12 protein-coding genes are annotated in these 15,660 nt (G+C 58.3%); all 12 read left to right on the top strand.

Features of this window, described 5'->3' with window-relative positions; all coding sequences use genetic code 11:
- Window positions 1–1,186: T9SS type A sorting domain-containing protein (locus VI215_08765; GenBank protein HEY6192399.1), on the top strand; the 1,186-nt coding region annotated here is incomplete at its 5' end.
- Between the two features lie 196 nt (window positions 1,187–1,382).
- Window positions 1,383–2,135 (top strand): 1-(5-phosphoribosyl)-5-[(5-phosphoribosylamino)methylideneamino] imidazole-4-carboxamide isomerase, encoded by a 753-nt coding sequence (locus VI215_08760; protein HEY6192398.1) that lies wholly within the window; start codon window positions 1,383–1,385, stop codon window positions 2,133–2,135.
- An 11-nt stretch (window positions 2,136–2,146) separates the two neighbouring features.
- Window positions 2,147–2,605: a 5-(carboxyamino)imidazole ribonucleotide mutase gene (purE, locus tag VI215_08755; GenBank protein ID HEY6192397.1), complete on the top strand. Its 459-nt coding sequence runs from the start codon at window positions 2,147–2,149 to the stop codon at window positions 2,603–2,605.
- Between the two features lie 9 nt (window positions 2,606–2,614).
- Complete coding sequence (locus VI215_08750) at window positions 2,615–3,553, top strand: carbohydrate kinase family protein (GenBank protein ID HEY6192396.1); 939 nt, start codon at window positions 2,615–2,617, stop codon at window positions 3,551–3,553.
- Window positions 3,550–4,287 (top strand): 4-hydroxy-tetrahydrodipicolinate reductase, encoded by a 738-nt coding sequence (dapB, locus tag VI215_08745; GenBank protein HEY6192395.1) that lies wholly within the window; start codon window positions 3,550–3,552, stop codon window positions 4,285–4,287. Before VI215_08750 ends, dapB begins: the two co-directional genes overlap by 4 nt.
- Before the next feature lies 1 nt (window position 4,288).
- A complete protein-coding gene (gene dapA / locus VI215_08740; GenBank protein ID HEY6192394.1) occupies window positions 4,289–5,185 on the top strand; it encodes a 4-hydroxy-tetrahydrodipicolinate synthase in 897 nt (298 codons plus the stop codon).
- Window position 5,186: 1 nt separating this feature from the next.
- The gene (locus VI215_08735; GenBank protein ID HEY6192393.1) at window positions 5,187–6,029 is read left to right on the top strand and encodes a 2,3,4,5-tetrahydropyridine-2,6-dicarboxylate N-succinyltransferase; all 843 of its coding nucleotides are present in this window, start codon (window positions 5,187–5,189) and stop codon (window positions 6,027–6,029) included.
- Window positions 6,026–6,967, top strand: a complete 942-nt coding sequence (gene rfbD / locus VI215_08730; protein ID HEY6192392.1) for a dTDP-4-dehydrorhamnose reductase — start codon at window positions 6,026–6,028, stop codon at window positions 6,965–6,967. The genes VI215_08735 and rfbD overlap by 4 nt, the downstream gene beginning before the upstream one ends.
- Before the next feature lie 105 nt (window positions 6,968–7,072).
- Entirely contained in the window at window positions 7,073–8,338 is a 1,266-nt protein-coding gene (gene serS / locus VI215_08725; protein HEY6192391.1) for a serine--tRNA ligase, read from the top strand.
- Window positions 8,339–8,609: 271 nt separating this feature from the next.
- Window positions 8,610–10,370 (top strand): ABC transporter ATP-binding protein, encoded by a 1,761-nt coding sequence (locus VI215_08720; protein ID HEY6192390.1) that lies wholly within the window; start codon window positions 8,610–8,612, stop codon window positions 10,368–10,370.
- A gap of 101 nt (window positions 10,371–10,471) precedes the next feature.
- Window positions 10,472–12,262: an ABC transporter ATP-binding protein gene (locus VI215_08715; protein ID HEY6192389.1), complete on the top strand. Its 1,791-nt coding sequence runs from the start codon at window positions 10,472–10,474 to the stop codon at window positions 12,260–12,262.
- A 49-nt stretch (window positions 12,263–12,311) separates the two neighbouring features.
- Window positions 12,312–15,656, top strand: coding sequence for a two-component regulator propeller domain-containing protein (locus VI215_08710; protein HEY6192388.1), 3,345 nt, complete (start codon window positions 12,312–12,314; stop codon window positions 15,654–15,656).
- Window positions 15,657–15,660: the final 4 nt, after the last annotated feature.

The raw sequence follows: 15,660 nt of genomic DNA, 5'->3' as shown, positions 1-15,660 counted from the left end.
GGGCATCCGTCTTCTCCATGGGTCGTACAGCAACGCAGCTTGGCCGCCACAGGCTTCTCAGATCGTATGGGAGATGAATCAGGTCCTCCACGTCGCCGACAATACTACGAACGACACCTATTCCAAACCCTCGATAGCTCTTGATGCGACCGGGAAGCTCCATCTTGCGTGGCAATACCGCAATCCATCGGGTGGAAGCATCCAGGAACAAACGCGGGATGTCTTCACATCCGCCGTCACCTTCTCGACGGTATCATTTTCTTCGTGCGGGAGCGCGGCACCCTCCTCTCCGTCTCTCAGCGATTTCCGGTACACCGCCACGAAGCCTGACGACATGGCGCTGACCTGGTCGGCCTCGAATGGGATTGTGTGCGCACAACTCGTGCGAGGGACCTGGTCCGCGCCGTATCTGATCGCTCCCACTGGCAGTGGGGTTAACATGGAAAGTACGCTCGACCCGTACGATACAACTCGAACGATCGAGTATGTGGGATCACTGGCATCGCCATATATTATTGCCACGATGGCGATCCCCCCGCCACAACCGCCACCGAAAACGATGCTACTATTTCCTCCGAATTTGTCGACCGGGATCTCGCCGGGAATTCCCCTACTCTGGGATTGTGCGTTTGCCGCCTCGACGTACAAACTTCATATTGACGACGGTGCGGGATTCATTCGGGACTTCCCCGGCATTTCACAAACTTCTTTTGTGGTTCCGGGTTTGAGATACTTGACAACATATTATTGGCGGGTGCAGGCAGTAAACTCAAACGGTGCGGGGGTGTGGTCGGACACCCGGACGTTCAAAACGCAGGCATCGCCTTTACCTCCTGGAAGCCGGAGTGGCCATTCCAGTGACCCAAGCCAGCCGGATGGTGGAATAAATGAAAATATTATTCCGAAGAGGTTTGAGTTGGGCGAAGGCCATCCGAATCCGTTCAACCCACAAACCACGATCAACTATGAGATTGCCCGAGAAGGGCATGTGGCGCTTGCTGTGTACGATCCCGCGGGAAGAGAAGTCGCACGTCTCGTGGATGAGGATCAGGGGGCTGGTTCTTACCAGAGGACGTGGGATGCCGGTGCCCGGGCGAGCGGAATATACTTCATGAGAATTGTTGTCAGTGATCGATCGGGGAAAGAGCTCTTTAGGGCGAGCAGGAAGGTCATCCTGATCAGATAGGGTTCCCTTTTGGTTGCGGCGCGGAGCGCCGCCATATGCGTTCGCACGCAGAGCGTGGGAACGAGAGAAAAGAACGCAGCCCAAAGGCTGCGGCTACCAAGCCCGAGGCATCGGATCTCGGCCAGCACCACGTGCCCGCATGGTTTGAATTTCAGTTGAATTTTGTGCATTTTGAACTATTCACTGATCAAAAACCATGCTTCTTCTTATCCCCGCGATAGAAATCAGGAACGGTAAGTGCGTCCGGAGGGTCGTTGGAATGGACGGCTCGATCAGCTCGGACGACCCCGTAGAGATCGCGAAACTCTGGCGGAAGGAAAATGCCAAGGCCCTCCACGTCACCGATATCGACGGCGCAATCGGCGGACGGCTGGTGAACTTCAACGCAATCGCGCAGATGGTGAAGAGCGTAGATATCCCCGTCTCGGTCGGCGGCGGCATGCGGACGTTCGACGAAGTCAAGAAGGCCCTCGACGGCGGAGCCTACCGCGTCGTGATCGGGACGATGCTCATCGAAAACCCGGACGAGGCGAAGCTCATCATCGAAAAATTCGGGCCGAGCAAAGTGATCCTCGGTATCGACGCCCAGAGCGGAATCGTTCAGACCAAGGGATGGAACGCAAGCTCCGGACTGACCGCGATGACAGTCGCGCTCAACGCAAAACAGATCGGATTCCGGCGGATTGTCTACCGGGATATCCTTGTCGAGGGCGAAAAGCGCGAACCCCATCTCACCGCGCTCAGAGACCTTGCCGAAAAAACCGGGATGCGCGTCACCGCGTCGGGCGGCATTTCAAATTTGCAGGACCTGCTCCGCCTTCAGGAGCTCGAGCCGTATGGAGTCGATTCGGTGATCGTCGGCCGCGCATTGTATGAGAATAGTTTTGCGTGCCAGGCGTTGTGGCGCTTCTGCGAAGCGGGAAATTTTCCTTACACAGCGAAGGTCTGAACGGAAACGATATGCCTGACGTCCTTATTCTGATTGGAAGCAAGAGCGACCAGGAGGTCATGCGCATCTCCTCCGATTACCTTACGAAGTTCGGAATCACGTTTGAGACCAAGATCTCATCAGCGCACCGGCAGCCGGAGGAGACGGCGGCGCGTGTGAGAAAAGCGGAGGAAGACGGAGTGAAGGTGATCATTGCCGCTGCCGGGATGGCCGCGCACCTGCCGGGATTCTGCGCATCCCTGACGACGCTTCCCGTGATCGGCGTTCCTCTCGCGGGATCGGAACTGCACGGCGTCGACGCTCTCTATAGTATCGTGCAGATGCCTTCGGGAATTCCGGTCGCGACAGTCGCGATCGGCGCCGCGGGGGCAAAGAATGCCGCCGTCCTTGCGGCAGAGATCCTTGCGCTTTCGAACAAAGCCCTCAAGAAGCGTCTTCTCGACTTCCGCAAGAACAATTCCGCATTCTGATCCCCCCGCATGAAGATCACGATCATCGGTCATTTGTGCCTCGACGTAATCAGGCATCCGGACGGGAGCGAGACCCAGAGCTACGGGGGAATCTTCTTTTCAGTCGCAACTCTTGCCAACCTCCTGGGACCGAAGGACTCCATCAAGCCGGTCTTCGGAGTCGGCAAGAATGATTACACCGCGTTCATCGATCGATTGAAGCTGTATCCCAATGTGGACCCCTCCGGCATCTTCGCTTTCAACGGGCCGACCAACCAGGTCAGTCTCATCTACGAAACCGAATCGAAGCGGACCGAATGCTCCCGCCACATCTCCGAGCCGATCCCGTTCAGGCGGATCAAGCCGCACCTCGACGCGGATCTGATCCTGGTGAACATGATTTCCGGATTCGATATCACGCTCGAGACGCTCGACGAGATCCGGATGGAAGCCCGCGAGGCCGGCATCCCGGTCTATCTCGACGTCCACAGCCTCACGCTCGGGATCAAGGAAGACTTCACGCGCTTTCACCGCCCGGTTGAGTTGTGGCGGCGCTGGCTCTTCATGATTCACACCGCCCAGATGAACGAGGAAGAAGCCGGAATCATCACCCCGGACAAACTCGGCGAACCCGCCCTCGCCAATCACACACTCGCTCTCAATACCGGCGCGCTTCTGATCACGCGGGGCGAACGCGGATGCACCGCATTTATCGATGAGCACAAGCATGTGCACCGGACGGACATCCCCGGGATAAAAATCGAAGGATCGCCCGACCCGACGGGGTGCGGCGATGTGTTCGGGGCCGCCTATTGCGCGCACTACGTGAAAACGAAGGAAGTTCTTAATTCAGCAATCTTTGCGAACAAAGTTGCAGCCCTCAACGCCGGGCTCACCGGCTCGGAGGATATCGATAAACTGTCGTCCTTCCGGCTGGTGGAATCGGCCGCCGAACAGGCGGCGCAATGAATATCGCTCTCCTCGGATACGGCAAGATGGGCCGGGAAATCGAACGCCTTGCCCGCGAACGGAAGATCACGGTTAAGAAGATCTTCGATGTGGCCGAGAATCCGGACGGTAAGGGGCTCACGAAGCAATCCCTCAAAGGCGTGGATGTCTGCATTGACTTTTCCACCCCCGATGCAGCGCTGACCAATATCAAAGCGGTTGCCGACTGCGGCGTGAATATCGTCGTCGGGACCACGGGGTGGTACGGCAAGCTGAAGCAGGTCGAGGCGCTGGTCCGCGCAAAGAAGATCGGCCTGTTGTATTCGCCGAACTTCTCAATCGGCATGAATGTGTTTATCGGGTTGGTTGTTGAGGCCTCGGCGAGATTCGACAAGATCAAGGAGTACGACGTTGCAATCGCCGAAACCCACCACAAGGGAAAGGTCGATAGCCCGAGCGGCACCGCTCTCATCATCGGCGAGGCAATTCTTTCGCAGATCAACCGGAAGAAGAAATTGCTTCTCGAGACATCCCACGATCAAATTCCCAAAGAAAGCCTCCACGTCACTTCGACGCGGGTGGGATCGGTCGTCGGAACGCACGAGGTGCTCTTCGATTCCGAGGCGGATTCCATCGAGCTTGTGCACACCGCGAAAAACAGGAGCGGCTTCGCGCTCGGCGCGCTCGTCGGCGCGGAGTGGCTGAAGGGCAAGAAGGGCTGCTTTACGATGAGAGACGTCATCAACTCACTTTGACATGAAGAAGAAACTCTTATTTCGCGGAACTGGCACGGCGCTCGTCACTCCCTTCACGGCGAAGGGGGAGATCGACGAGAAGGCCCTGCGGAAACTTGTCGACTTCCAGATCGCGAACGGCGTCGAGGCGATTCTCCCCTCCGGAACGACGGGAGAGAGCGCGACACTCACGGACGACGAGCAGGCGCGCGTCATCGGGATCGTAGCCGAGCAGGCGAGGAAGCGGGCAAAGATCATTGCGGGCGCCGGCGCAAATTCGACCGCCAAGGCGATTGCGCTTTCACGGAATGCAATGAAGGCGGGCGCCGACGCGATTCTTTCTGTCGGCCCCTACTATAATAAGCCGACACAGGAAGGCTATTTCCGGCATTATCTCGCCATAGCGGAAGCGGTGGACGCAGAGATCGTCGTTTACAACGTCCCGGGTCGCACTGCGAGCAACATCGAAGCGGAGACCACGCTCCGGATGGCCGAAGAGATTCCGGGCATCGCAGGGGTCAAGGAAGCGTCGGGCAACTTCACACAGATCATGGAGATTCTCCGCCACCGCCCGAAGGGGTTCGGCGTCTGGTCGGGCGACGACTCGATCACGCTCCCCCTCACCGCGCTCGGCGCCGACGGCGTCGTGTCGGTCGTCTCGAATGTGGTCCCGAAATTGTTTTCGGAAATGGTCCGCCTTTGCCTGAAAGGGAAATTCGAACGGGCGGCGGAGATCCATTACAAGCTCCTCCCACTGATGAACTTCGATTTTGTGGAATCGAATCCGATTCCGGTGAAAGCGGCGCTCGCCGCCATGGGATTTATCAAGGAGGTGTACCGGTTGCCGATGGTCGAATTGAGTGTGAAGCACCGGCCGGGGCTTAAGAAGATTCTGGATGATCTCAAACTGCTGGACTGAGATGCCGCTCAAAGAAACCATCGAACGATTGTTTGAACTACCGCCCGAGCAGATCGAGAAGGGCGAGCGCGCGAATGTGATCCAGGCGGTGGGAGAGCTCAAAGAGATGTTGAACCTGGGCAAAGCCCGTGCGGCCGAAGTCTCAGCAGGAAGCTGGCGTGTGAACACCTGGGTTAAAAAGGGGATCCTGCTCGCGTTTCGTGTGGGGCAAATCGCGGAGATTCCTTCGGAAAGTGGATTCACGTTCCTCGATAAGGAGACCCTCGGTTTAAAGCGGTTCAATGGAGCTGGGGGCGTGCGGATCGTTCCGGGAGGAAGTTCGGTCCGTGACGGATCGTTCATCGGGGCAGGGGTTGTCATCATGCCTCCGTCGTATGTCAACATCGGCGCTTACGTCGACGAACAGACAATGATCGACTCGCACGCGCTTGTCGGCTCGTGCGCACAGGTCGGGAAACGGGTTCATCTGAGCGCAGCTTCACAATTGGGCGGAGTGCTCGAACCGGTCGGCTCGATGCCCGTCGTCGTCGAAGACGACGTCTTTATCGGCGGAAACTGCGGTATTTATGAAGGGACGATTGTCGGTCGCGGCGCGGTGATTGCCGCGGGGGTCATCCTCACCGGCTCGACTCCCGTGTACGACCTGATCAACCAGACGGTGCTCAGGAAATCGGCCTCCCAGCCGTTAATCATCCCCGAGAGGGCCGTGGTCATCGCCGGCAACCGCCACATCCATCAACCATTCGCAAAAGAACATCACCTGTCGGTCTACGCCCCGATCATCCTCAAGTACCGGGACGAAAAGACCGACGCGGCAACGGTTCTCGAAGAAAGCCTCCGGTGAAGGCAGGCACGAAGCGCGTTCTTATCACCGGCAGCAACGGCCTGCTGGGACAGAAGGTCGTCGAGATCCTCTCCCGTTCCAACAATTACAACCTGCTTCTCACCTCGCGACAGGAGCACTCCGTTTTCCAGGACGAGTTGCTCACCTATCGCCGGCTCGACGCGAGCGACCGGCCCGAAGTGCGCAAGGTTCTGGACGAATTCGAGCCCGAGGTCATCATCAATACGGCCGCGATGACGAACGTCGATCAATGCGAGACCGACCGCGAAGCCGCCTGGCGGGCCAACGTCGTCAGCGTGGAAAACCTTGTGAATTCCGCAAAGCTTGTCGGCTCCCATCTGATCCACATCTCCACCGATTACGTGTTTGACGGACAGAACGGCCCCTACATCGAGCTGGACCGCCCGAACCCGGTCAGTTATTACGGCAGGACGAAGCTCGCGAGCGAGAACATCATTCGCACGAGCGGGATACCGAGCACGATCATCAGGACGATGATCCTCTACGGGTCGGGATACAACGTGAAGGTGAATTTCGCGCTCTGGGTGTTGAAGAACCTGATCGACGGGAAACCGATCCGGGTGGTCGACGATCAGATCGGAAATCCGACGCTCGCGGACGATCTTGCGTTCGCGATCATCAAGGTGATGGAGCTCGAGAGATCGGGGCTCTACCACATCTCCGGCTCCGACCTGGTCAGCCGCTACGATTTCGCGCTCACCCTCGCGGAGGTATTTGAGTTCAACAAGAAACTGATCACCCCCGTAAAATCCTCCGCGTTGAAGCAGGCGGCCACCCGCCCGATGAAGTCCGGGTTCATCACGCTCAAGGCGCAGACCGATCTCGATGTCAAGATGTCGGGGATGCGTCACGGCCTGACCGTGGTGAAGAACGAATTAGCGGCTCACGCCGCAGAATCCACCAGCGGGAGCAAGTGATAATAGCTCGTTCCCACGCTCTGCGTGGGAACGCATACCGCGGCGCTCTGCGCCGCAACGGGGGGGGACTTGGAAATATGAACCACAACATTCACGAATTGGCCCATGCTTGATATAAAGTTCATCCGCGAGCACCCGGACCTGGTAAAAGAAGGCATCCGGAAGAAAGGGGAAACAGATAACGTCGACGAGCTCCTCGCGGCCGATACGCAGCTTCGCGGTTTGCTCCAGAAGGGAGAGGCGCTCAAGAGCCGCCGGAATGTCGTCTCGGAGGAAATCGGCAAACTAAAGCGCGACAAGAAGGACGCGTCGTCCCCCATCGCAGAAATGGAAACCGTCAAGAGCCAGATCAAGGCGATCGACGACGAACTGAAGCACGTGGAGGAAACGGTGAACCGATTACTCCTCCTCCTTCCGAATATTCCCCATCCCTCGGTGCCGGTCGGGACGAAACCCTCCGACAACCAGGAGATCGCGAAGTGGGGTGAGCCGCCGGTGATCGATTTCAAGCCGCTCTCGCACTGGGAGCTGATCGACAAACTCAAGATCATCGATTTCGACCGCGGTTCGAGAATCGCAGGCGCCGGATTCCCTGTGTATACGGGACAGGGCGCAAAGCTGCAGCGCGCGCTGATCAATTTCTTCCTCGACGAAGCCGTCTCGCGGGGGTACCGTGAACTTCAGCCGCCTCTGATGGTAAACGCGGCGAGCGCGACGGGGACGGGACAGCTTCCCGACAAGGAAGACCTGATGTATACGGTCCCGAAAGACGAACTCTACCTTGTCCCCACCGCCGAGGTCCCCGTGACGAACTTCCACCGGGATGAGCTCCTCGCCGAACAGGACCTTCCTCTCAAATATTGCGCGTACACTCCTTGCTTCCGGCGTGAAGCGGGTTCGTATGGAAAGGATGTGCGGGGGCTGAACAGGCTTCACCAGTTCGATAAGGTGGAGCTCGTGAAATTCGTGCATCCCGGGGTGTCGTACAACGAGCTCGAAGATCTGCGCGCAGACGGCGAACAGCTGCTGCAAAAACTCGGGCTCCACTACCGCGTGCTGTTGATGTGCACCGGAGACATGGGTTTCACGCAGTCGAAGAAATACGATCTTGAAGTCTGGTCGATCGGCCAGGCGCGCTGGCTCGAAGTTTCATCGATCAGCAACTTCGAAGCGTTCCAGGCGAGGCGGATCAATGCGAGGTTCCGGCCGAGAGGGGGAGGGAAGCCTGAGTTCGTTCACACGCTCAACGGATCCGGGCTCGCGCTCCCGCGCGTGGTCGCGGCGCTGCTGGAGAATTACCAGACTCCGGAGGGGAAGGTTCTCGTTCCGAAGGTTCTCCACAAGTATACCGGATTCGAAGTTATAGGGTAATGGTTTGGTAGTCGCGACCTTCGGGTCGCGACTACCGCAGCCTGAAGGCTGCGGCTACCGATAACACGATCTGTCCATGTGAATTTCCGGCGCGGAGCGTGGAAACGAGCGAGAAAATGACACGCGACCTAAAGGTCGCGCCTACCGATTCCTCTACAGGGTAGATCCCCCTCCATTTCATTTATCCCCGTTGTTTTGTATCTTTTAAGATAGCCCTTGCTCCTCCCGGGGCCACAATCTGCTCAAAAGCACGTACCATAGCGTATAAGCCATGAAGCCCCTCCTTCGCCTGCTGCCATATCTGCGCCGGTACCGGAGCACCGTTCTCTGGGGACTCCTCACTGTGGTGATGAGCAACCTCTTCACGGTCTTCCAGCCGCGGCTTGTCGGCCTTGCGATCGACAAGCTCAAGACAGGCCTGGAGACAAATCAGATCGATGAAAACGGGCTGCTGGTCTATGCCGGCTGGGTGGTTGCGCTTTCGCTCACTGCCGGGTTCTTCACGTTCCTAACGCGCCAAACCATCATCGTCGTCTCGCGCCACGTGGAATTCGACCTGCGGAACGACTTCCTCTCCCATATTCAGAAGCTGCCGCTCTCCTATTTCCAGAACACGCCGACCGGCGACCTGATGGCGCACGCGACGAACGACATCAGCGCGGTGCGGAACGCGCTGGGACCGGGGATCATGTACCCCACCGACACGCTCATGACGTTCACGATGGCCCTGGCCATGATGCTCTGGGCCGATTGGCAGCTGACGCTCATGGCGCTGATCCCTCTCCCCCTGGTCAGCTATGCGGTCTACCGGCTCGGGAAGCTGATCCATGTGAAATTCGAAGACCGGCAGGAACAGTTCTCGCTCCTCACGCAGAGGGCACAGGAGAATCTTTCGGGAATCCGGATCGTGAAAGCCTACGTTCGCGAGGCGTATGAGATCGCACGGTTCCGCACGCTTAGCTTCGATTATCTCAAGAAAAACCTTGTCCTCGCCCGCATCCAATCGGTGATGTGGCCCCTCATGTTCATGCTTGTGGGCTGCTCACTTGTCATCACCATCTATTTCGGCGGGAAGCAGGTCATCGACGGGACGATTACGATCGGAACTCTCACGGCCTTTCTCGGATATCTCAGCCTGCTGATATGGCCGATGATCGCCTTCGGTTGGGTGACGAACATCCTCCAGCAGGGAGCCGCATCGATGGCGCGCCTCGGCAAGATTTACGACGCCGTTCCGGATATCCGCGACACGGCCGACACAAACTCCTCCGTCCGATCGATCGAAGGAACGATCGAGTTCCGGAACGTTTCCTTCACGCACAAGAACGCCGCCACCCCGGCTTTGGGCGACATCAACCTGCGCATCCCCAAAGGGACGACGCTTGCCGTCGTCGGTTATACCGGCTCCGGAAAGTCGACGCTCGTCAACCTGATTCCACGGTTATATGATGTGACGGAAGGGACCGTGCTCATCGACGGAGTGGATGTCAGGAAGATTCCCCTCGAGGTCCTCCGGAACAACATCGGATACGTCCAGCAGGAGACGTTTCTCTTTTCCGACAGTGTTCTGGAGAATATTTCCTACGGCGTGGATAACGGAACGGTCGAGCATGTCGCGGGCGCCGCAGAAATCGCACAGATTGCGAACGAGATCAGGGATTTCCCCAAGGGGTTCGAGACGATGATCGGCGAGCGCGGGATCACGCTCTCCGGCGGACAGAAGCAACGGACGAGCATCGCCCGTGCGATCATCCGCGATCCCAGGATCCTCATCCTTGACGATGCTCTTTCGTCGGTCGACACGTATACGGAGGAGGAAATTCTCCGGAAACTGCGGACAGTGATGAAGGACCGCACCAGCATCATCATCAGCCACCGCATCTCGACCGTGAAGGGGGCTGACCATATCGTCGTCCTGGATGGGGGGCGCATTGTCGAGGACGGCACGCATGATACGCTCGTGGCGCGGGGCGGAATTTACGCGGACCTGTATGAAAAGCAGAAGCTGGAAGAGGAGTTGGAAAAGTTGTGAGGAAACAGAACGCACATTCTGGTCATATGGATTTCCGGCGCGGAGCGCCGGGATATGCGTTCCCACGCAGAGCGTGGGAACGAGAAAAGAATTAAAAGGCGATGCAGGAAGAAGAAATACTAGGTAAAGCATACGACAGCCGCTTGATGAAGCGGATGCTGAGCTACCTGAAGCCGTACAAGAAACAGGTGGTGGTGGGCATCGTGCTGAGCATCGCCGTCTCCGGGCTGGAAGCGGTGCGCCCGTGGTTCACCAAGCACGCGGTGGACGTCAATATCAAAGAACACGACGGGCACGGCCTGTTGATGACGGCGCTCATGTTCCTGGGCGTCCTTCTTACCCGCGCGTTCGTGCAGTACGCCAACGCCTACCTCACGCAATGGATCGGCCAGAAGACGATCCTCGATCTGCGGATGCAGCTCTACGAACACCTGCAGAAACTGGGATTGCGATTCTTCGACCGCAACCCGATCGGAAGGCTGATCACCCGCGTGACGAACGACATCGAGGTCCTGAACGAAATGTTCTCCTCGGGCATCGTCATGGTCTTCAGCGACGTCTTCCTCATCCTCGGGATTCTCTATTTCATGTTCACGATGAGCTGGCAGCTGGCGCTCGTTTCGCTGAGCGTCCTCCCCCTCCTCTTCTACGGAACGTTCCTCTTCCGGAAAAAGGCCCGCGAAGCCTACCGCGAGGTGCGCATACAGCTTGCGCGCATCAACACGTTCATGCAGGAACACATCACCGGGATGATCGTCGATCAGATTTTCAACCGCGAGAAGAAATCGTACGAAAAGTTTTCGTCCATCAACGCGCTCCACCGCGACGCGAACATCAAGTCGATTTTCTACTACGCGCTCTTCTACCCCGGCGTGGAGCTGATCGGCGCCCTTGCCGTGGGGTTGATCCTCTGGTACGCCGGCCTTGACGCGCTCAAAGGGGGCATCACGATCGGCACGATCATGGCGTTTCTTCAGTTCAACGAGATGTTCTGGCGGCCCATCCGCGACCTGTCCGAGAAATACAACATCATGCAGACCGCGATGGCGTCGTCCGAGCGGGTGTTCAAGCTGCTCGACGACCACACCTATATCCCCGATCCCGTCGCACCCGTGCCGATGAGTAATGTCCGGGGAGAGATCGAGTTTCGGAACGTCTGGTTCGCGTATCTCGACGAAGACTGGGTCCTGAAGGACGTCTCATTCAAGATCAGCCCCGGAGAGACCGCCGCGTTCGTCGGGCATACCGGCGCCGGAAAAACGAGCATCATCAGCCTCCTGAGCCGTTTCTATGAATTTCAGAAGGGCGAGATCCTCATCGACGGCATCGACATACGCACCATCGCGAAAGAGGACGTCCGAAGGCATATGGCTGTCGTCCTGCAGGACGTCTTTCTCTTCTCGGGAGACATCAAGTCGAACATCAATCTGGGGAACGACTCCATTACGATCGACAATATCCGGGATGCCGCCGGTGTCGTAGGGGCCGACCGTTTCATCGAAGCCCTCCCCCGCACGTACGACGAAGAAGTGAAGGAGCGGGGAGCCACGCTTTCCGTCGGACAGAAACAGCTGATCTCGTTCGCCCGCGCGCTCGCCTTCAACCCGAAGATCCTCATCCTGGATGAAGCGACGTCGAGCATCGATACCGAAAGCGAGATCTTGATCCAGCAGGCGATTCGAAAACTTCTCCACGGAAGGACCTCGATCGTGGTCGCGCACCGGCTTTCCACGATCCAGCGCGCGAATAAGATCATCGTGCTTCACAAAGGCGAGATCCGGGAGATGGGATCGCACCAGGAACTGCTGGCGCTCGAGGGCATCTATTACAAACTCTACCGGCTCCAGTACAAGGAGCAGGAGCGTCAGGCACTCGTCGACGGAAAGGTCTAGGTTGCGCTCCCCGATGACTTCACGGGATCGCCGAATAGCGGCTGCGCCGGTGAAACGCACGGGTCTTCTCTCTCTGTTTGCCCTCCTCTTCCCACTCACACTCGCCGTCGCTCCGGCGCCGGCCTTCGCGCGGCAGGATCTCGCGACGGAGGACCGGAGATGGGTGGAATTCACGACCGAATCCGGATTGCCATCGAACCATGTCTATTTTGTCCTCGAGACCAAAGACGGCACGGCCTGGGCCGGCACTTCATTGGGCCTTGCCTGGTATGACGGCTACCGGTGGTGCGCCGCCGATACACCCGTTGCGCTTCGGGGCGAGCGCGTCTGGTCGATGGATCTCTACTCACGGGATTCGTTGCTCGTCAATGCCGGAGGGGGTCTCTATGCCGGCAACAGGTTCGGATTCCACCCTTCCATCGCGGTTGGGAGCACGAGTGCGACCGAATTCTCCGACAACACCCTCCTGCTCTGCATCAAGAGCTCCATCTATACCTGTACCGGGGGGCGCATCTCGCCATTGGCGGCCGATTCGGAGCTCACAAAAGGGAAGACCTATGGAGTCATGGGGTCGGATGCCGGCAGGGTGTATGCCATGCTCCGGAGCGGTTTGTATCGATGGGATACCACGCGGTGGACCCAGGTTATTCCCGCAACTTCCGGCAGACTGCGCTTGAAGGTGGTCGAGGAGAATGGGAAGGGGACACTCCTGGCACTTATTCTGACGCCTGTCGCACAGCGCGGCCTGATCGAAATCCGGGACAACAAGATTTCAGTATTGCGGCATTGGACATCGGGCGACTACGTCACGTCCGCGGACCTCGGGCCAAACGACGAAGTGGTTTTTTCGAGTGAATCTGGCAAGCTGGAACTGATCGAGGGGGGAGTAACAAAGGTGGTCCCTCCGCCACCCTCCGGCTTTCGCAACATAGAAGCCGTCCGGCTCAGGCCGAACGGGGATATTTGGGTCTCTACGACGACCGGCTTGTACTTGTATATGAGGGTGCCGCCACGGTGGTCGTACCTGCCCCAGGATTCGCTGGGGATTCGAAATAGAATCCACGAAATGGTCCGCTCGAAAGACGGAAGCCTCTGGACTGCCACGGCCGGCGGGCTTGTTATCTTCCGAAATGACGGGAGAAGAGACTTCGTCGGCCAGATCGACGATGAAGCCCTCAACGAGGTGACCGGAATTGCTGAGGATGACGACGGGAAGATCTGGATTTCGAGCGGCGCATCCTTCGACGGAACCTATTGCTTCGACGGAAGCCGGTGGAAACATTATGCCGTGAGCGACGATCCGGAAGGGGTGCAGTTTCATAAGATCAGGAAGGACCGCCAGGGACGGCTCTGGTTTCTCGGGCTGGGGAAGAATACTCCGCTCCAGGGTGCGAAGGAACCCGGTGCATTCGTTTATGAGAGAGGCGTGTTCACACAGTGGGCGAAGGAGAAGGGGCTCACCGGAATCAACGTTTATTCGTTCGCCGAAAGCCCGGACGGCTCACTCTACTTCGGCAGCACCATGAACGTGGCCCGCTGGACGCGCGGCACGTGGCAGTATTTGACGAACAAAAGCGGATTGCCCGGCGGCGGCTTCACGCTCGCCATCGATTCCGGCAATGCGCTCTGGATCGGCGACAGAAATACCGGCTTGACCAGATTCACAAGTGACGGAAAGTTCTCCCGTTTCACGGTCGAAGACGGCCTGGTTAATGACGCGGTCTGGGAGGTCAAAGTCGGCCCCGGCGGAAAAATCTGGTTCAGCACAGATGACGGCCTTGGGTGTTACGACCACGGCACATGGTCGTCCTATACGTCGCGTTCCGGATTGACTGACGGGCATATATGGCCCGTCCTCCCGCTTGAAGACCGGGTGTACGTCGGAACCCGGACGAAGGGAGTAGCGGTCCTCAACCTGAATAATACCAAACAGCCCTTTCCACGGATTTACCTTGAGAAGCCGATCGTCGAGGGGAACTCCGCCTACATCCGGTGGAGCGCATTGATGCCCTGGAATGAAATACCTCCCAAAGAAATTCTGACCCGTTACCGGATCGGGCCGGACAAATGGTCCCCCTGGTCCACCGCGCGCCAGGCTACCTATGACAAGCTGGATGGCGCGCAATACGCGTTCGAGGTTCAGGCGCAGAACCTGTTCGGCAACTTCGACCCGGCGGGGACCCTGGCGACGTTCAGGATTCCGCCCCCACTCTACGGCCGTCCGGAATTTCTTGTGCCCGTAACCGGGTCCATGTTTCTCTCTCTCGTCTTCGGGGCTCTCTATCTGCAACGGAAGAGGAAGCACGCCGCGGCGCTCCGCTCGAGCGAAGCGAAGTTCCGGAGACTGACCGAAGCCACGTTTGAGGGGATCCTGATTCACGACAACGGCCACATCCTCGATGCGAATCAAAGCATCCTGAAAATGTTCGGATACGAGTACGGCGAATTTGTGGGAAAGCAGACCGATTCCTTCCTCACTCCCGAATCACTCGAGGTGGCCCGGGAAAGCCTCCTCGCCGATTCGGGGAAGATTTACGAGGCGACCGGGATCAAGCGCGACGGCTCCCGCATCGACCTCGAAGTGATGGGGAAGACCATCCCGTACGACAATAGCTGGGCGAGCGTGACGGCGGTGCGCGACGTCACCGAGCGGAAGCTGGCCGAGCAAAAACTTATCAACTACCAGTCGCAACTCCGCTCCCTCGCCGTGGATCTCGAATCCACCGAGGAACGGGAACGCCGCCGCATGGCGACCTATCTTCACGACTATATCGGTCAGACCCTGGCCCTCTGCAAGATCAAGCTCGGTTCTTTGCCTGCTCCCTCCCTCACCGAGCCGCAGCTTTCGCATCTGCAGGAGATCAGGACGCTCCTGGAACAGATGATCCTCGACACACAATCGCTGACCTTCGAACTGAGCCCCCCCGTGCTCTACGAGCTCGGGTTCGAGGAGGCGATCGAGTGGCTCACCGAACAGATTGAGGAACGGCACGGCCTCTCCGTTTCGTACGAGAACGACGACGAACCGAAGCCGCTGCGCGAAGAGGTCAAAATTCTTCTTTTCCATGCGGTGCGCGAGTTGCTCGTCAACGTGGTCAAGCACGCCCAATCCAATTGCGCCGGGGTGGTGTTGAAACGGACGTCAGAGGCGGTCGTCGTCATCGTGGATGACGACGGGATCGGATTTACCGAGCGGACCGGAGATCATGCGCACGGCTCCCCCCGCCCGCCCGGTTCCAAGCAAGCTCGCCCGGGCGGCGGCTTCGGACTCTTCAACATCCGCGAACGGATCACACAGATTGGCGGACGGATCGATATCTCCCCTCGACCCGGCGGCGGCACGAGGGTGACACTCAGCATCCCGCTCCACATCGGCATGGAATCCGGGGAATGAGGGA

The sequence above is a fragment of the Bacteroidota bacterium genome (assembly GCA_036522515.1).
GTDB lineage: Bacteria > Bacteroidota > Ignavibacteria > UBA10030 > SZUA-254 > VBOC01.
This window is presented reverse-complemented; position numbering and strand designations above follow the sequence as displayed.